Source organism: Acinetobacter sp. YH12108 (assembly GCF_013419055.1).
In the GTDB taxonomy this organism is placed as follows: Bacteria; Pseudomonadota; Gammaproteobacteria; order Pseudomonadales; family Moraxellaceae; genus Acinetobacter.
In genome coordinates this window covers 54,003-73,198 of sequence record NZ_VPAW01000002.1, presented here as the reverse complement: position 1 = coordinate 73,198, position 19,196 = coordinate 54,003, and the positions used below count along the sequence as shown (strand labels likewise).

At 43.2% G+C, this 19,196-nt stretch carries 14 protein-coding genes; 9 read left to right on the top strand and 5 right to left on the bottom strand.

Features of this window, described 5'->3' with window-relative positions:
• The first annotated feature begins 83 nt into the window (after nucleotides 1-83).
• On the top strand, nucleotides 84-1,220 hold the full coding sequence (locus FTU46_RS01840; RefSeq protein WP_180104227.1) for an acyl-CoA dehydrogenase family protein: 1,137 nt from the start codon (nucleotides 84-86) through the stop codon (nucleotides 1,218-1,220).
• A 254-nt stretch (nucleotides 1,221-1,474) separates the two neighbouring features.
• Nucleotides 1,475-3,121, top strand: a complete 1,647-nt coding sequence (locus tag FTU46_RS01835) for an AMP-binding protein (protein ID WP_180104226.1) — start codon at nucleotides 1,475-1,477, stop codon at nucleotides 3,119-3,121.
• 189 nt (nucleotides 3,122-3,310) lie between these two features.
• On the opposite strand, the gene FTU46_RS01830 is transcribed toward FTU46_RS01835, so the two are convergent.
• A complete protein-coding gene (locus FTU46_RS01830; protein WP_180104225.1) occupies nucleotides 3,311-3,820 on the bottom strand; it encodes a pyridoxamine 5'-phosphate oxidase family protein in 510 nt (169 codons plus the stop codon).
• Between the two features lie 257 nt (nucleotides 3,821-4,077).
• On the opposite strand from FTU46_RS01830, the gene FTU46_RS01825 reads away from it, so the two are divergent.
• The 5 genes from FTU46_RS01825 to FTU46_RS01805 all read left to right on the top strand — a co-directional run bounded on the left by FTU46_RS01825 (nucleotide 4,078) and on the right by FTU46_RS01805 (nucleotide 7,337).
• Nucleotides 4,078-4,266: a hypothetical protein gene (locus FTU46_RS01825; RefSeq protein ID WP_180104224.1), complete on the top strand. Its 189-nt coding sequence runs from the start codon at nucleotides 4,078-4,080 to the stop codon at nucleotides 4,264-4,266.
• A gap of 39 nt (nucleotides 4,267-4,305) precedes the next feature.
• Entirely contained in the window at nucleotides 4,306-5,076 is a 771-nt protein-coding gene (locus tag FTU46_RS01820; protein ID WP_166135057.1) for a HesA/MoeB/ThiF family protein, read from the top strand.
• Nucleotides 5,077-5,134: 58 nt separating this feature from the next.
• Nucleotides 5,135-6,433, top strand: coding sequence for an AarF/ABC1/UbiB kinase family protein (locus FTU46_RS01815; protein WP_159123174.1), 1,299 nt, complete (start codon nucleotides 5,135-5,137; stop codon nucleotides 6,431-6,433).
• A 132-nt stretch (nucleotides 6,434-6,565) separates the two neighbouring features.
• The gene (folB, locus tag FTU46_RS01810) at nucleotides 6,566-6,946 is read left to right on the top strand and encodes a dihydroneopterin aldolase (protein WP_180104223.1); all 381 of its coding nucleotides are present in this window, start codon (nucleotides 6,566-6,568) and stop codon (nucleotides 6,944-6,946) included.
• Entirely contained in the window at nucleotides 6,903-7,337 is a 435-nt protein-coding gene (locus tag FTU46_RS01805; RefSeq protein WP_004783827.1) for a 2-amino-4-hydroxy-6-hydroxymethyldihydropteridine diphosphokinase, read from the top strand. The genes folB and FTU46_RS01805 overlap by 44 nt, the downstream gene beginning before the upstream one ends.
• Before the next feature lie 435 nt (nucleotides 7,338-7,772).
• Here FTU46_RS01805 and coq7 read toward each other — a convergent pair whose 3' ends face one another.
• Nucleotides 7,773-8,408, bottom strand: coding sequence for a 2-polyprenyl-3-methyl-6-methoxy-1,4-benzoquinone monooxygenase (coq7, locus tag FTU46_RS01800; protein ID WP_004783823.1), 636 nt, complete (start codon nucleotides 8,406-8,408; stop codon nucleotides 7,773-7,775).
• A 3-nt stretch (nucleotides 8,409-8,411) separates the two neighbouring features.
• Nucleotides 8,412-9,731, bottom strand: a complete 1,320-nt coding sequence (locus tag FTU46_RS01795) for an MFS transporter (RefSeq protein WP_180104222.1) — start codon at nucleotides 9,729-9,731, stop codon at nucleotides 8,412-8,414.
• Nucleotides 9,732-9,905: 174 nt separating this feature from the next.
• Between FTU46_RS01795 and FTU46_RS01790 the strand changes: the two genes are divergently transcribed.
• Nucleotides 9,906-12,662: an autotransporter assembly complex family protein gene (locus FTU46_RS01790; RefSeq protein ID WP_180104221.1), complete on the top strand. Its 2,757-nt coding sequence runs from the start codon at nucleotides 9,906-9,908 to the stop codon at nucleotides 12,660-12,662.
• Between the two features lie 38 nt (nucleotides 12,663-12,700).
• On the top strand, nucleotides 12,701-17,224 hold the full coding sequence (locus tag FTU46_RS01785; protein ID WP_180104220.1) for a translocation/assembly module TamB domain-containing protein: 4,524 nt from the start codon (nucleotides 12,701-12,703) through the stop codon (nucleotides 17,222-17,224).
• A gap of 106 nt (nucleotides 17,225-17,330) precedes the next feature.
• Here the strand turns inward: FTU46_RS01785 and xseB are convergent, their stop codons facing one another.
• The gene (gene xseB, locus FTU46_RS01780; RefSeq protein ID WP_005235956.1) at nucleotides 17,331-17,525 is read right to left on the bottom strand and encodes an exodeoxyribonuclease VII small subunit; all 195 of its coding nucleotides are present in this window, start codon (nucleotides 17,523-17,525) and stop codon (nucleotides 17,331-17,333) included.
• Nucleotides 17,515-18,786, bottom strand: a complete 1,272-nt coding sequence (xseA, locus tag FTU46_RS01775) for an exodeoxyribonuclease VII large subunit (RefSeq protein WP_004783810.1) — start codon at nucleotides 18,784-18,786, stop codon at nucleotides 17,515-17,517. The genes xseB and xseA overlap by 11 nt, the downstream gene beginning before the upstream one ends.
• Nucleotides 18,787-19,196 lie beyond the last annotated feature (410 nt).

Here is a 19,196-nt window from a genome sequence, read left to right as displayed (position 1 = left end):
AACGAAGCAAAATACAAAAGTCAGAGTAGATAGGTTTATTCACTCTATATGGAAAATTAAAAGATAAGTAAGGGATATACGCAGTGCTTTTAAATGACGAACAGAAAATGATTCAGGAGATGATGCGAAACTATTCGCAGCAAAAACTGAAACCTACCGCTGGTCTAAGGGATAAAACGGCTCAATTTCCAGCACAAGAATTGAAAGAACTCGGTGCACTCGGTGCACTCGGTATGACCGTGTCTGAACAATGGGGTGGAGCAGGCCTGGACTATGTGTCGCTGGTACTGGCTCTTGAGGAAATCGCTGCTGGAGATGGAGCCATCTCGACCATTGTCAGTGTGCAGAATTCATTACCTTGCGGGATTACCCAGCGTTATGGTACCGAGGAACAAAAGCAGAAATACCTGACCAAACTGGCGACCGGTGAATGGTTGGGGTGTTTCTGCCTGACGGAACCTCAAGCCGGTTCCGATGCCAGCGCACTAGAATGTAAGGCAGAACGTGATGGCGATGAATGGGTATTAAATGGCACCAAGCAGTTTATTACTACCGGTAAGCATGCCCAGATTGCACTGGTATTTGCAGTGACAGATAAATCTGCGGGCAAGAAAGGAATCTCATGTTTCTTGGTACCTACCGATAGTCCAGGATATATCGTCTCGAATCTGGAAGAAAAAATGGGGCAGCATTGTTCCGATACCGCGACCATTATTTTTGATCAATGCCGGATTCCGGCTGAGAACCTGCTCGGAAAAGAAGGTGAAGGCTACAAGATTGCCTTGTCTAATCTGGAATCTGGCCGGATCGGGATCGCAGCACAATCTGTAGGTATGGCACGAGCTGCACTGGATGCTGCTGTTGAATATGCCAATGAACGTAAATCCTTTGGCGTCGAGCTGGTACAGCATCAGGCAGTAGCGTTCCGTCTCGCAGATATGGCCACCCAGATTGAGGCAGCAAGACAACTGGTCTTACATGCAGCAACGCTTAAAGATGCAGGATTACCATGCTTAAAAGAAGCGTCCATGGCTAAACTGTTTGCTTCGACTATAGCAGAGCGAGTCTGCTCGGATGCGATTCAGATTCATGGCGGTTATGGCTATGTCTCAGATTTCCCGGTTGAACGTATTTACCGTGATGTCAGAGTGAGCCAGATTTATGAAGGTGCATCAGATATTCAGCGTCTGGTCATTGCCCGGGAAGTGAGCAAAGTTTAAAAGTCATGAAATAGCCGACTGTTCAAATCCTGCAGCTCATTTGAGGGAGATGGAAATTGTGATGGTCTATAAAACATGGTCAATTATTGATAAAGCGAAAAGTGACTCAGTAGAGTGACACCTAACATGTCCTAGCAATAGGGCATGTTATATAAAACCGGCATTGCAATGGAATTCGCAGACGGTAGACAGAACAACAAATACAACGGACACAGACATAAAGTCTGTTTATAAACGGAATAGAGGTTGTCGTGATGAAGACACTAGAACAAGCGTATCGTGAATTTGATTTTGACACTATGGTTCAACAACATCTGGCAGGAACGCCAGATTCACTCAATGCCTATACAGAATGCTGTGGACGTTTTCTGGGACAAAACCGGATCGCGTTAATCTGGGAAGGTAAAAATGGCAAGACCCAATATTGGACTTTTGAACAATTGGCTGAGGCTTCAGGACAATTGGCTCATTATATGACCTCACTGGGTTTACAAGCAGGAGACTGTATTGCCGGACTGCTCCCACGAACCCCAGAATTATTAATTACCATTCTAGCCACCTGGCGTATTGGTGCGATTTATCAGCCTTTATTTACCGCTTTTGAAAGCAAGGCAATCGAGCATCGTATTAATACCGCACATACCCGACTCATTATTACCAATCAGGAACAGCGTGCGAAACTGAATGATCTAGATATTCCACATATTTTAACCGTCCATCAAACGCCTGAAAGTATCAATCAGGATGCAGATTTCTGGACTGAACTGAAGCAATATCCAACTGAGTTTGAGCCGGTTCAGGGGCGTTTTAGTGACATTTTCCTGATGATGTTTACTTCGGGTACAACGGGACTTGCAAAATCAGTGCCTGTACCACTTAAAGCTTTACTGGCATTTAAAGGCTATATGCTGCACGCCGTAGATTTACGTGACGAAGATACTTTCTGGAATCTGGCAGATCCGGGTTGGGCTTATGGTCTGTATTATGGAATTGCAGGTCCATTAAGTTTGGGGCATAGCATCATTCTGGATGAACGTGCCTTTAGCGTAGACAATGCTGTTGAAGTCATTAAAAAATATCGGGTAAATAACCTGACCGGTTCTCCAACCGCGTTCCGGATGTTCTATGGCTTTAAGGAAAAATTTGATGCTGAGATTAGCTCATGTTTACGTGTGGTCAGTAGTGCAGGTGAGCCATTAACACCTGAAGTCATTCAATGGTTTAATCATGAAATGGACGTCAATATCTACGACCAGTATGGACAGACGGAACTGGGAATGGTGATTGCCAATCATCATGCGCTGGAGCATCACAAGAAAATCGGTTCTGCTGGCTTTGCCATTCCAGGACATCGTTTTGCAGTTTTAAATAAAGAGCATCAGGAAGTCGAAAAAGGTGGTATTGGTACTTTGGCCATGGACTGCTCAGCCTCACCTTTGATGTGGTTTGAAGGCTATGGCGGTAATAATCGGAAAGCCTTTGTGGGACAGTACTATTTAACAGGAGATACCGTAAAACTGAATGAACATGGTGGAATAGATTTCATTGGTCGTGCGGATGATGTCATTACGACTTCGGGTTATCGAGTTGGACCTTTTGATGTAGAGAGTACCTTGCTGGAGTGTGAAGAGGTGCTCGAGTCCGCTGTGGTTGGAAAACCAGATCCGGAACGTACCGAAATTGTGAAAGCCTTTGTAGTGCTTAAATCACAATATGCCGCTAGTGAAGAACTGATGCTGAAATTGCAAAACTATGTGCGTTCCCGTTTATCTAAACATGCCTATCCGAAAGAGATTGAGTTTGTAAGTGATTTACCTAAAACCTCTAGTGGAAAAATTCAGCGTAATCTGCTTAAACAACAGGAAATTGCTAAGATTCAAGGCATTAAACAGGTCAGTTAATATATTCATTTAAATATATTGAAAAGGTCGCAATTGCGGCCTTTTTTATACGATTAATTTGTTTATGTTCGAATTTATCAGAGAAAATAATTGTCATTACAATGTAATACTATTCATCTTTTAAATAAAATAAATCAAAAATTTAGCCTCTTATTAAGAGGCTAAATTGAAGGTGGAATTCTTATTTACTTATAGATCAACTTTTTTGTGCTCAGCATCTGGTTCCCCAGCTTCGCCAGTCACACCACCTTTTAATGCCTTAAATAGCTGCGTTACTTTGTTATCGGTGACATTCCAGTATTCTGCACTTTCAGCTTCAGCAATCAGTACACGCACGCTAGGATCATCTTTACCTTCAAACCAGTTTTCTGCCCATGGATTCCATAATTTTTCAATCAAAATACGGTCAGTACTGATCTGTGCATTTGCGCTGATCGATACATAAATACCATCAGAAGGTTTAGCAAAAGATAGACCAATCTGAGTACGACCAGTAGTGGCAGCTTTCACCAGATCATTGGTATCACGCATGATGAAATACAAATTCTGATCTTCATTCATTTGCTCAGAATTGAGCATGGTCATCGGCTGAGAATGAATTTTCTGACTTTCGGTCACATGGCTGATCATGGTGTAACGCACATCTTTGATTAGTTCCCATAATTTTTCACGATTATTATGCTGATTTTGTTCGTTCATCTATATGCTCCATACTATTTTTGAAAGCGAGGATAATTACTATTCCTTAAGCAGCTTAATCATATTTAGGAATGGATACAGAGGGTCTCACTGAACTGATACATTTTCCTACCGAATTGCAGGCAGCCGCTACAGAAGTGCTAAACAATCGAAATTCAGTTACAGGGTGATAAAAGAATAGAAGAACGAGATTAGCCAGAAGATGTAATACGTGAATAAATTAAGTGGCATATAAATCAGTTAAGTGCATTCATAATATGATCATTACATATTTATTAGGACACTATCAGCTTGATACGGAGCATTTAACTGATATGCTATTTGGCGCTAGTATTGCTAAGCCATTTATTGATTTGCTGTTTATGCGCAGAGAAGTTAATTTGCTCGAGATTTATCAGCATATTGAAATTTCGGTAAATGCACTTTTTTTGGCACATGCTTCTTAAAAATCTTCGAAACAAGGAACGACGTTGTCTATATCGACTATGGATGCCATATCCCCAGAGTTTGAACTCACCGATGCTGAATTGCACTTATATAGTCGCCAGATTCTTCTGGATGGTTGGGATATTGAAGCACAGGAAAAGCTGAAATTTTCTAATATTTGTATCGTGGGGTGTGGCGGGATTGGTTGTGCCTTGGCAGAACTTCTGGCACGAGCGGGTGTAGGCAAAATTACTCTGATTGATCCTGATACCATCGAGATGAGTAATTTACAACGACAACTGGCATTTACGCCAAATGATTTAGGCTTTTATAAGGCAGAAATACTCGCGAAAAGGCTGGCTCAGATTAATCCGAATGTTCAGGTTGAATATATTAATCAGGCTTTAACAACTGAAAATGCAGAAAGTATCATTGAACATCAAGATCTGGTGCTGGATGGATGTGATCAGTTCGAGACACGTTATCTGATCAATCAAAGCTGTGTAAAACTGAATGTGCCTTTAATCAGTGCTTCTGCGATTGGTTTGCAAGGGCAACTGTTCATGATGGAAGGGGATTCAGCTTGCTATGCCTGCCTGTTTCCACCTGAACATCAGGCTGATACCAGTTTGCGTTGTGCAGACTCAGGCGTCTTGGCGACTACGCCGAATGTGATGGCGAGTTTGCAAGCTCATCATGCATTGCTTTATTTAGGCCTGGGTAAAATGCCACTTAGACAGAAACTTCTACTCTGGGATGGTCTGAGTTTCAAACAGCGCATTTTAAGTTTCGAAAAAGATACAGATTGCCCGGTCTGTCAGGCAAGATAGGCCTGCAAAATTTAATTTTTTTGCTACACTGCATGTAATTAATTTTTCCTAAGACATTATGAAAAAAAATATCTGGTTAGATGGAATACGTTCGGTTGCCCGTATGGGTGAAACCGCAGTAGTTGCGGCGAAGGCCGGCATTAAATATGCCACTGAAAAGCCAAGTAATGCCAAACTCATGCGTGAAACATTTGAGTCTTTAGGCTCAACCTATATCAAGCTCGGTCAGTTTATTGCCAGTACGCCGTCGCTGTTTCCGCGTGAATATGTGGAAGAGTTTCAGGGCTGTCTGGATCAAACACCGACCTTGCCATTCAGCTATATCCAGGAAGTGCTAGCATCAGAGTTTTCTGGCCGAAACTTGGATGAAATCTTTGCCTCAATTGAAGAAACACCACTGGCTTCTGCTTCCATTGCACAGGTACATGCGGCCAAGCTGGTTTCTGGTGAAGATGTGGTCATTAAAGTACAAAAGCCGGGTGTGGAAACAATTCTATATACCGATTTAAATGTATTGCATTGGGCGACCAAACTGCTGGAAAAAGCAGTGCCGAAAGTAAAATTTGCGTCATTGGCAGATATTGTCGAAGAAATCAAAACCCGAATGGTGCGTGAGGTTGACTTCATCGAGGAAGCACAAAATCTGGATGATTTCGTCAATTATCTGAATATCACCAATAATAAGGCAGCAACTGCTCCTAAGGTTTATCATCAATATTCAACACGTCGTGTGCTGACCATGCAACGTTTATATGGCGTGCCACTGACTGATTTTGAAGTGGTGAAAAAGGTCGCTAAAGACCCGTCACAGGTTCTCATCACTGCAATGAACACCTGGTTTGGCAGCCTGATGATGTGTAACAGTTTCCATGCTGATTTACACGCGGGTAATCTGATGCTGCTTGAAGATGGTCGTGTGGGCTTTATTGATTTTGGTATTGTCGGCCAGCTTAAACCAGAAGTCTGGACAGCGTGTATGGCCTTTATGGATGCCTTGCAGCATACCAATTATACCCTGATGGCAGAGAATATGCTGAAAATGGGTATGACTGCAGTTGAGATTGATACCAAAGTGCTTGCGGCTGATCTTGAACGTTTATTTAGTGGTGTGATGTTAGCTGATCCTCAGGATCTATTAACTTCAAGCCCTGCAGATCTCAACGATATCATGATGGATATGGTAGCAGTCGGTGAACGTCATGGCATCCGTTTCCCACGTGACTTTGCCTTATTGTTTAAGCAAATGCTGTATTTCGACCGTTTCATGCGAATTCTGGCGCCGTATACAGACATCTATGCAGATCAGCGTTTGCAGATGGTTCAGACTATGGATCCAAATTTGCTGTTAAAGCATTAATTTAATCCCTCCCGACCTCCCTTTCACAAAGGGAGGCTTTCATTACAGAAGAAATAAAAGTGATGAAAGTCCCTCTGTATTAAAGAGGGATTTAGGGAGATTATTGGTAAATGTTAAATTCCGAGTTTTAAAATGGACGCAATTATTATTGAAGGCTTAAAGGTCGATACAGTAGTCGGCTGCTTTAATTGGGAGCGTCAAATCATTCAGCCTTTAATGCTGGATCTAACTATTCGTACCAACTTAGAACAAGCGGCACAGTCTGATGAACTGGAAGATACTTTGAATTATGCTGAAATCTGTGAGATTTCAGCGCGGGTGATTCGGGAAGCTCAGCCAAAATTGATCGAACATGCAGCAAAACTGGTGCTAGACGCGCTTTTTGCTACCTTTGAAAGTGTAGAATCGATTATGATTACGATCCGTAAGCCTGCCATTATCGCGCAAGCCAATTCTGTAGGGATACGTCTTGAACGCCACCGCAACGATATTCGCCCTAGCACTGGCGAGTAATTGTCATCCACAGCAACATTTTCAGGCTGCCCAGCAACGGATCAGTGAGTTGGGGGAAGTCCGGTTTTCTCCAATTTACCTCATTCCATGTCGGGATAGTATCGGAGCAGATTACTGGAATGCGGCCTGCCTCCTATACAGTGAAGTTTCTGTTCAAGATATGACAGATTTATTAAAGCAAATGGAAACGGATTCAGGGCGGGTTCGACCATCGCATCAGATCAGCCTGGATGTCGACCTGATTGCATGGGGAAATGATTTAAGCCAGATGGAATTTAATCCCAAAAAATTACCGCTTGCACTAGACGTAAAAATCCCGATGCATGACATCTGGTCTCATCCTGCATTTGAATATGATCGCCGTCTTCAATATCCACAAGTCAAAATTTAATCTGTATCTGAAATTAATCTAATGAATTTTTCAGTTTTATCTAAGTAGGGGATCTGTATTTGGCAAAAAACTGTTATTTACTTTTTCTTTTTATAAAAAATAACTAACAACACAATAATTGCGAATAGAATGCCAAGAATAATACCTATTTCCATACGTCACCTTTAAAGCATTATTTTTTTGATAAATAGGTCATAGCTATTTAATAGTTATACCTGTCTCAATCGTTCTAGAATTTTAATAAATACGAGATGAAACCGGTTCGATTATAACAGCTGAATAAAAGAATAGAGTTTGATTAAAATGTGAACCGATATTCTATTGGATAGATGGTTAAATTGATTGACCTGCACTCAAAAAAATCAATGAGTCATCTTGTTTAAGAATTCATGAGAATAAAAAAAAGCCCTCAAAAAAGAGGGCTTCATTTGATACTTAAATATAATAACTGGTTTTAGTCATTAACTTGGAAATACCGGTCATGGCAATCTTGACTGGAAGGGGTAAATCTACGCCGCCTGCAGCCAAAGCTGTATCACGGTGATGCAGTTCATCTTCATTCATCTGTTCCAGAATGCGACGTGAGCGTTCATCTTGTGCGGGCAGTTGATTAATATGATGCTGTAAATGCATACTCACTTGGCGTTCAGTTTCTGCAACAAAGCCCAGACTGTATTTGTCACCTGCAATGCCGGCAATTGCACCCATCCCAAAGGAAAGGCCGTACCAGACCGGATTGAGTAAACTGGTATGGCTATCCAGTTCTTGTAAGCGGTCTTCACACCAGGCCAGATGATCCTGTTCTTCAATTGCCGCCTGTTCCATTTCCCGACGTACATTTGGTAATTTCGCAGTTAATGCCTGTCCATGATAAAGCGCTTGGGCACAAACCTCACCACTATGATTTACGCGCATTAACCCAGCTACATGACGGGCATCACTCACGGTAAGCTGGGTTTCGACCGGTTTGGCTGGATTTTCCCGTTGTGAGGAAGTCGTTCCTGGAACAAGACTGCGTAATGCCTGGTCAAAAGAATGAATAAGCTTATCGACACCTGTATATTGACGCATGAATTAATCCTCCAAAGGGGCTTTTGCGGTTTTGATCATCGGTTTCAATCTATAGAGCAGCCATAAGGTAAATAGACCACTCAACACTGCAGTAATACAGAAAAGTATTTTAAGATCAAACTCTAAAATGCTTAAAATAATAATCGAGAATATAGCAGAAGATACCATGAAAACGGCATTCAGGATGTTATTTGCTGCAACCACACGTGCACGATGTGAGCGGGGAGAATGCGCTTGCATCATGGCATACAGCGGCACGATATAAAAACCGCCACTGATGCCCAGTAAAGTTACCGCCAACATCACATGATAATAGCTCCAGCCTTGCTGGAATACATCTGCTAGGCCAAGTAACGCACCGGTACGTTCCGGTACAAAGGCAAGACTTGCGGCTAAATATAAGGCAAAGACTACAAGGCCAATGGCGCCAATCGGCACCATTTTGATATTGACCTCAGTACCGCCTAATCTACGGCATAAATAAGAACCTAAGCCGATTCCGACAGAGAAAAAAGTTAAAAGCAGACTGGCAACATTTTCAGAAGCATGCAGGTTTTGTAAGGTAAGCTGTGGAATCTGGGTCAAATAAGTCGCACCATAAAACCAGTACCAGGAGTTACCCAGCAGAATTAAAAAAACCAGCGGTAAACTTTTAGCATATTTAATGGTCTGAAAGCTGGTCCGGAAAAAGTTCCAGTCAATATTGATTTCGGGTGCTGGAATACTCTGCTTCAGAATATAACGACTGGAGAGATAGCCAACCACGGCAATACTTAACACCGTCAGGCTGATCCAGATCAGATTGCCTGTAGAAGCAGCAATGACTGCACCACCCAGAATCATACCGAATAAAATCGCTAATGAAGTGCCTGACTGAAATAGTGCGTTACCTGACATCAATTCATCCGGTTTTAATACTTCAGGCAAAATGGCATATTTAATCGGGCCGAAAAAAGTGGATTGAGTGCCCATTAAAAACAGGGCGAACAATAGAATCCATAAATGACCGAGTAGGAAACCAACAGTCCCCAGAATCATGATCACAATTTCAAAAATCTTTAAATAGCGAATCAGCTGGGAACGTTCATATTTGTCTGCAATCTGGCCTGCCGTCGCAGAGAAAATAAAATAAGGCAAAATGAACAATAGTGCGGCAAGGTTATTTAGTGTGCTAATACTGGCTGATTGTTGCTGAATCCAACCATAGGTAATCACCAGTAATAATGCCTGTTTAAAAACATTATCATTCAGTGCACCAAAAAACTGGGTCAGGAACATGGGTAAAAAGCGGCGGCTCGCTAACAAATGTTCATTGTTGTTCATATAAGACGTGCTACATTAAGATTTATTAAGAAATGTGAGATATACGTAAACATTGAGAAAAATCATGTAAGATACTTTCGTCCATGTAAAGGCAAAACCCAATAATTTAAGTTCTTTAGCTTATCTTTTTCGGTCAAATAATCAATTAAAGAATGTATTCGTTTAGAGTTTGCTATGCCCGCAAAGAGAAAATTTAAACAAACGATGCTGAATCGTAGTATGGGGCCTCTCGTACCGTATCATGGCCGAGCTAGGCTATGTATGAGTATATTTTTCATGATGTTATCGCATCAGGGCATGGCACAGACCGAGCAGACGGAAACTCCGGTAGCACTCTCTCAGGCAGAAATGATCGAAGAGTTATCCCAGGAAGCCGTTCGACAAGGGGTAGCTACGACCGAAGCTGAAGCGACAGAAAAAGTTGAAGAAGCCTTAGAACCTGAAACTTCGACCGTAGATAGTATGCAAATGCTGCAAGAGCAGCAGAATATGGGAACGTCTCTGGGTGAATTTCAGCCAATTGAGTTTGATGATTTAGAAAACCTGCCGGTGCAAACGATTGACCAGAGCATGGCCAATGAGATTTATCAGGTCGCAGAAGAAGCGAAACGCGAAGCGCAAGCCTATCGCCAATCAGCGCAAACTGAAACCGTAGTCAATGACATGAGTCAGCAGGAACTGGTTGAAATCAATCAGGCACCTGTGAATGTTGATCAGCTTATGCAGTCCATTCAGGCCGATAGTCAGATCATCGTGCAAAGAAATGAGTCGGGTGCGACCTTATCCGAATTGCCTGCACCAACAACGCCTGAAAATGACAAACGTCCGAATATTTTCAAACGACTGTTTTATAAAATCCGTCCACCTCGCCAGATTATGACCGCCAGTTTGCCTCGGATCAGTGCAGATGTGGTCATTGTGAATGGAAATGGCACTGCGCAAAGCAATGGCGGATTGAATCGTAAAGCCCAGTCAGAAGGTTATACGAATCTCAGAAATAATGTAAAAGCTAAACTTTCCAGCTTTACCCAGGAATCCTTTGAAGATTTTTCATCTGCATTACCGCAACTCCGTAATCTGTCCAATCAGGCTGCCCAAGCTGTAGGTTATTACAATGCCCAGTTCAGATTTGAAAAATTATCTGACAGTCGGGTTAGAGTCTATGTGACTCCGAATGAGCCGGTCATTATCAATACCCATAATATTGAGTTTAGTGGGCCAGGTGGGGAACAGCCGCAGTTCCAGGTTATTAGTCTTCTACCGGAACAGGAAGAAGGTGATATCTTTAACCATGGGGATTATGAAAAAACCAAAGACCGGATTAATACCGCAGCCAGCAATAATGGTTATTTTGATGCGTACTGGCGCTTGCATGATGTGCGCATTGCCCAACCCGAAAATACAGCCGATGTGAACCTGCGCTTTGAAACAGGTGAGCGTTATAAACTGGGTAATGTAGAGTTCAGGATGAGTGATCCTGAAAAAGAATTTCCGCTAAATCGTGATGTACTGGAAAGTCTGGTTACTTGGGAAGATGGTGCTGATTACACCTTCTGGCGTGTGAATAGTCTGGCCAACAACCTGACGAACTCACGTTATTTTAACTATACGCTGGTGGATGCGATTCGTCCTGATCCTATTGATCGAGAGCTGGAACTGGCACCGGATATTCAGAGTCTGATAGAAGAACAGAAGTTTTCAGAAGATGAAATAGGTGTAGCCAAGAAAGCTGCACCGGCATCCGATCAGGAAGTTACACAGGATGTGGTGGATGAAGATCAGTTCGCCGGTAGTCGTGATGCAGAAAATCCAAACTTAAGAACTTTGCGGGTTCAGCAGCAGACCAAAGAAGACGAAGAAGAACGTTTAAAGGCTCAGGCTCGTGAAGAGAAAAAAATTCCGGTGATTGTGACACTGAATGCAGACCGTCTTAACAGTGCCGAAGTCGGTCTGGGTTATGGTACGGATACCGGAACACGCTTACGTGGACAATATCGCCGCGCGATCGTAAACAAGCGTGGTCACTCATTTGATGCCAACCTTGAATTGTCACAAATCCGTCAGTCAATTGATGGCCGTTATAATATTCCATACAACCATCCACTTAATGACTATATCAGTATCGTGGGTGGTTATGAGCGTGAAGAACGTGATGGTGTGGCCCAAGGTGATGGCCTGTTAATTGAATCCGCGGTACTTGGTGCTGACCGGATTATTAAAAATCCGCGTGCTAATTGGCAACAAACCTACGGTCTACGTTACCGTCTGGATCGTCTGACGCAGGATGGTTCGGTTGATTTTAGCCAGATTCCGGAAGCATTCAGATTCAATACTGAAGATGAACAGCAGTCTTTACTGGTGGGGTATGAAGTTTCCCGTACTGATAGTGATCGCCGCGTGAACCCGACCAAGGGCTTTAAGCAAACCTATAAAGTCGAATTGGGCAGTGAAGCTCTATTGTCTGATGCCGATATGGCGATTGTGAATGCAGGCTGGCGTTTTATCTATTCACTGGGTGAAAATGCCGATCACCAGTTTGTTGGACGTGCGGATCTGGGTTATATCTTTACTGAAGATTTTGCCAAAGTACCTTATAACCTGCGCTATTTTAGTGGCGGTGATCAAAGTATCCGTGGTTTCGACTATAAGAGTCTTTCTCCGGAAATTGAAGGCTTTAAAGTGGGCGGACAGGCTTTGGGTGTGGCTTCACTGGAGTATAATTATCAGTTCAGGGAGGGCTGGCGCGCTGCAGTATTTGCGGATGCCGGAAATGCCTATAATGAGGATTTTAGTAATCCGACAGAATATGGTGCGGGGCTGGGGATTCGTTGGGCTTCACCGATTGGCCCAATTCGTTTAGATGTGGCGACCGGACTGTCGGATGACAATTATCCGATTCGTTTGCATTTCTTTATTGGCTCGCAGTTATAAAACATTTATTAATTAAAAAATAGTTATTTGGGTAGATCATGGTCGAAAACCAACCACAGCCAGAACAAGAGCAACAACCTGAAGTTGTGCCGAAAAAGCGCCGTATATTTAGAAGTATTCTATTGTCGGTCCTTTTTTCTCTTATTTTTCTGCTGTCTGTACTGGCGATCCTGTTTTCTACCGATAAAGGCAGTAAATTCCTGCTCGATCAGGTGATGCAGCGCCAGGAAATCATCCATTACGAATATGAAGGCGGAAATCTGTGGCGCGGGATTATCCTGAAAAATGTTCTGGTTACCCTGAAACCGGTCGATGTCAAAATTGATCGTGCTGATGTCAAGCTGGGTTGGCGAGCAATTATCAAAAAAGAAATTCATCTGACTGAAGCAGATGTACTGAATTTACAGATTATTAATAAAAATCCGCCAAGTGATGAGCCATTCAAGTTCAATGCTATTCGTTTACCGTTTGTATTGCGGGTTGATCATTTACTTCTCGATCACCTAGTAATTAAAACCCAGACCAATGCAGTTGATTTTTATAATATTGAACTGAATGAAGCATTATGGTCAGGTACCGAGCTGAATTTCGAAGATTCCCGCATGGACATGGGCTATCTGTCGGTACGTGAAGCTACTGGGAAAATGCAGTTTGAAGGTAAATATCCACTAGATGCACGCGGTATTCTAAATCTGCCTTCACTCAGAGAAAGCTTGAATATTCATGATATTCAAGTATGTGCTAGAGGCACACTGGATACCATTCAGGCCGGGGTCGCGACCAACACGCCAGATTTGCTGACAGGCTGGGCAGTTCTGCACCCGATGCGTCCTAATGTACCCATGCGTGGTGAACTCCAGTTCAAGCAATATCACTGGCCAATCCTGACAGAGCAAAAACTGTTTACGAAAGATGGTGTGGCTGAGTTTAATGGGAATACCAAGCGCCTGGATCTGAATGTTCGCACTGATATTGAAGGTGAAAATATCCCGGATGGGCAATATACCGCAGTGATGTACACCGATCTGGTCAATCAGCTCAATATTACTGATCTAAATGGTCAGCTGATGAAAGGTTCGGTAAGCCTGGCAGGTACTGTAGGCTGGGCTGATCAGGTGGATTGGGATCTGACAGGTCGCATGAATGGGATTGATCCAAAACATCAGCGAATTCCACAGGTGGTGCAAGACTTTCTGCCACCAAGTCTGGACGGTAATATTGCCTCTACTGGTAACCTGGAAAATGGCCTGCATTTAACAGGACTGGTGGATTTTGACCGCTATGAAACCTGGAATATCAAGCTGGATCAGAAGCCAGTTAAAGACAATAAAGCTCAACCGATGTTACTGGATGTGGCCTGGAAAAATATTGATCGTGCTGTGCCTTATATCGGCTGGTTAAAAAGTGAATCAGGCGATGTTGATCTGGTACTGGTCGAAGGCCAGCAGAATATCCATGTCGCTACTCAGGTTGCTCAGCATGAAGAAGGGCTGTTGCCGACAGGAATGTATCAGGCACAACTAAACCTGAAAAATAATATTCTGAATGTTCCAAGTTTTAAATATAGTGGAAATGGACAGGCCGGCAGTCTAACAGGTAATGCACGGGTTGAACTGCCAGAAGAAAAACGTCAGCTCAAATGGTCCGCAGTATTAAATGCCCAGAACCTGAATACTCAAACTCTGGCTGCAGCTTCACCAATTGACCGCTTGAATGGTCGGATAAAAGCCCGTGGTTATGCACGCCCGAATCAGCAAATTATTAATCTTAGCGGTGTAGATCTCACCGGACGACTGGCTGCGCAAAATGAAACCGTTCATCTGACAGGTAATAGTAATATTGCCTTGTTGTTCCATGATGAAAAAGCAGGTGGCGGATTCAAAAGTTATGCGGTCAATTATGATGGTGCATTAAGTGCCAGTCAGATCAAGGCCAGTCAAGGATTGTTAAAACTACGCTTGTCGGGTACGCCTGATATGCTGAATATCAAGGAACTGCGTCATGATGGGGTCGCTGGAAAAATTAATGCCAATGGTCAGGTGAATCTGGCAAATGGTATTGGCTGGAATGTAAATGCCTCTCTGGTGCGTTTTAAACCTCAGTATTTCAATGCCAAGCTTAAAGGTGAATTGTCTGGCAATCTGCAAACCCAAGGTGTCTGGTCAGATGCAGTGAAGCGTGTCCAGATTCAACGCTTAAATCTGGCCGGTATGTTGAATAATAAACCGGTACGCGGTAAGGGTAATCTGGCTGTATTGATTGACTCCAAGCAGCGTGGTTTTGTACCGCAACAGTTTGAAGCCAATAACCTGTTCCTGTCTTATGCCAGCAACCAGCTCCAGGCCACAGGTAATGCACAGAATCTGCAACTTAAAGTGAATGCACCGGCATTATATGAGCTTTATCCAGGATTAAGAGGCCGGGTACAAGGCTACATCAATATGCAGGCACAACCGCGTTTACAAGCAACTGCGAATCTGGCAGTGGATAATTTTGCCTTCAAGAACCTGTTTAGCGTAGACAAGATTCGGGTACGCGGCCAGTTGCCGACTTCACAAACCACACCGACTTTATTGACTGCAACCATGGATCAGTTGCGTAGTGGCAATAGACAGATTGTACGCGGTGAAGTTTCACTAGCTGGAACGCGCGCCGCGCATGTGCTGCAAGTTCAGGCTGAAAACAAGCTGTCTAAATTTTTTGTTCAGCTCGCAGGTGGTTTTAATGCACAAAATAACTGGTTAGGTCAGATCCAGCGCGGTGATTTCGACTCACTGCGTACCCATCTGGTTCAGCGTCAAAATGCAGCTGTAATTTATAACACTGCACAGTCGGATCTGTTTGTTGGCGCTCATTGCTGGATGAGTCAGCAAAGTCAACTTTGCTTTGATCAGCCAATTCGAGTGAATAAAACTCGAGGTAGTGCTTCATTTATTACCCGTAACCTGGATCTGGCTGACTTTAGTGCCTTCCTGCCAGAAGGTATAGCATTAACCGGTAAAGTGAATGGTTATGCCAAGGCAGCTTGGGCACAAGGTGCTAAACCGAAAATTGATGCACGTCTGGTAACCCGCAATGGGGTGATCGGCTTATCTTCTGATGATCCGGAATATTTAGGCTCGACCTTAAAATATGATGAAGTGGGGCTGGTCGCAAAAAGCGTGGCTGCCGGTCTACAGATTCGTCTGGATGTGAAAACACCAGATATTGGTACTGGCTATGCCAATGTGATTATTGATCCATATCGTGACAATAAACCAATGCGTGGCGAGATTGCCTTTAACCAGGTTCAGCTGAAGGTCTTTAAGCCATTCATTCAGGATGTGCGTAATCTGGATGGTACTTTGTCTTATGCAGGTAAAATTAGCGGAACGTTAACCGATCCATTACTTGAAGGTGAAATTCGGGTTAAGGACGGGGCGATCAGCATGATTTCATTGCCAGTCAATCTGACCAATGTGCAGCTCTATTCATCAGTCCGCCAAAATACCGCGACGATTAATGGTGCATTTAACAGTGGCCGTGGCGCTGGTAAATTAACCGGCTCTGTAGACTGGAAAGGTGATCCACGCGTACAGCTCAAACTTCAGGGCGAAAATCTGTTGATTCGTCAGGCACCGCTGATTACTGCAGTGGTTACGCCTGACCTGACCTTGGATATGTATCCGTTCAATAAAAAGTTAAGCTTGAGTGGCAAGGTCGATGTTCCTCGTGCACTGATTTCCATGCCTGAAGCCTCTGAACCTGTCGTGGGCTTGTCTTCTGATGTTCGTGTTGTACGTGAAGGAGATGACCAGCTCGCCATTCTGAAAGCGGCACGTCCATGGGATATTCGCGCAGATGTTGCAGTGTCGTTAGGAAATCAGGTGATCTTCCAGGGCTTTGACAGCCGTATACCACTCTTAGGTCGTGTCAATCTGACGCAACGTGGTCTGGAATCTGCGATGCGTGCCAATGGGGCGATCGGGGTATCACAACGGGTGAAAATTGAAGCCTATGGACAAAGTCTGGATCTGAACCGTGCGATTGCGCGTTTCAATGGCCCATTATCGAATCCAACCCTGGATATTGATGCTAATAAATCGATACAGGGCAGCACAGTCGGTGTGCGTGTTATAGGTACAGCCTCAAGTCCTGCCATTCAGGTATATAACGATGCTGGTCTGTCTGAACAGGAAGCGTTGAATGCCCTGATTACTGGTCGTATCAATGAAGGGGCTTCAGGTTTAAGTCAGGCGGAAGGTTTCAGATCTGATGTAAACAACACCATTGCAGCCGCAGGGATTAGTCTGGGCTTGGGCGGTACGCGTGCCTTGACCAACCAGATTGGTCGTAGCTTTGGCCTGAGCGGCCTGGCACTGGATGCACAGGGAACCGGGGATGATACTCAGGTGTCTGTAACCGGTTATATTACGCCAGACTTATATATCCGTTATGGGGTTGGCGTATTTACCCCAGTGAACAAGCTGACTTTACGTTATCAAATGAATCAGCGTTTATATCTGGAAGCCAGTCAGTCTTTAGAGCGTGCAATTGACTTGTTCTATAACTGGAGATTCTAATCTAATAAAAAGCCCTCTAAATGAGGGCTTTTTATAGGCAAGAGATTTAAAAATAGCCTAAGCATTTAAATCATCAGGCTATACTGATTTAAGGTATTTAATAAAATTAATCCTTAAAGGTCTCGTTTAGTGCATTCTGAACAGCTTCCACTCGAGATTTACAGGCTTTATACGCCTGCATAGACTCTTCAACGATTTTCATCAGATTATCAATATCTGGTTCTTGCTGAGATTCAAGTAATTCAGCATTCTTTTTCAAGATGTCATAGCCTTCCTGAAAGCTCAAAGTATCATGACTCATGGGGAGTTACCTGCGTAAGTTGTGCTGAAAATAGGCCATCGTGTAATTCAACCTGAACGGGTTGTTGGACATCAATTTGATGGATTGAACGAACCACATGTTCTTGCTGGCGCACAATGGCATAGCCTTTGGACAAAACATGTTTGGGATTTTGCAGCAGTGTTTCCCGCATCAGGGCATCTAGCTGCTGGTTAATCAGTTGGGTCTGTTGCTGGGCAAGGTTAGAGGTGTTGGACTTGAGCTGCTCTAAACGTTGCAAGGCATTCATAATCTGGTGATTGGCCAGATTCTGGATTAGCTTTAGATATTGCTCATTCTGGCTTTGATAAGCTTGAATTTGCTGTTGAGAAAGTCTCTGGATACTTTGCAGGTTATTTATAACTTCTTGCGTCAGCTCGACGACATGATTGCGAATTCCAGCAATCACTTTACTTGGTGTGTCGAAAGAACGATGAGCAATTTCATCCAGAATCGTCCTGTCTTTTTCATGACCAATACCAACCCAGACGGGAACTGAACGTTTGCAGAGCAGGGCAGCCAATGCATAGTCATTTAAATAAGCCAGATCATTGACTGCACCACCGCCACGAATGATCACGATCAGGTCAGGCGCGTTATGATAAGTTTGTGCCCACTGCTTTAAAGCTTGTGCCAAGCTTTGCATGATGCTTTGCGCTGCCGTATTTCCCTGAAAGGTCGCACTGTGATAGATAAATTCGCATACCTGAGCTTTTTGTAAAGCATCAGCATCTTTCTTGAAATCGCCCAGACCTGCAGCCTTTTCCGGAGCAATCACCAGAATCCGGTTGAGGTCAAAAGGTGTAGGCAGATTTTTATTGCGATCAATCAGACCTTCGGTTGTCAGTCTCTCTACAATCTGCTGATAACGTCGGGCTATATCACCCAAGGTATATCCAGAATCAATCTCTGTAATATTTAGGGAAAACCCATATTGCGGATCAAAGCTGGCTTTGACTTTGATTAAAACCTTAAGGTCCCGGCTTAGCTCAATACCACTTTCACGTTCAAATTGCGTCACAATTTTCTGTGCAGCAAATTTCCAGATGGTGGCCCGGCAACTGGCAATGACCTGATCATTGTCAGGATCTTTTTCTGCCAGTTCCAGATAGTAATGGCCAGCTTTGATATTTAAATTTCGAATCTCAGCTTTGACCCACACCGGTGTATCGAAAGTGATTTTAACCACTTCCTGAACCGTAGAAAGGTATTCTTTTAAAGAAAGCTGGAGATCGTCTTGCATGCCGAGATAAAGTTTAAAATTCAATCAAATATTAAATCAATATGATTGCTAGTACAAACACTAAGCTCAGCGCATAAAGAAGACTAGGATAAAAAACTGGGCGAGAATTAACTTAATACTCTAAAAACAAAATATTAGAATAATACTTGGTTGATGAAGGGTAATAAACACTTTGTATAATAATGTAATGACATTGTCATCTTTAAGCCATTCCAATAGTTAACTAAAACTAAATTTTAGTTAGTTTAAGAAAGAGATTACTTTTAAAAGCTAATTATTGATTGATATAAATCATAGGAAATAGTGAGAACTTAAATGGGGTTAAACCTAATGATATTAAGAAATGATCCTGCCGCTTTTACAGAATTACAAACACTCAAGCCTTTTCAGATCTGACGCTATAAATGGAA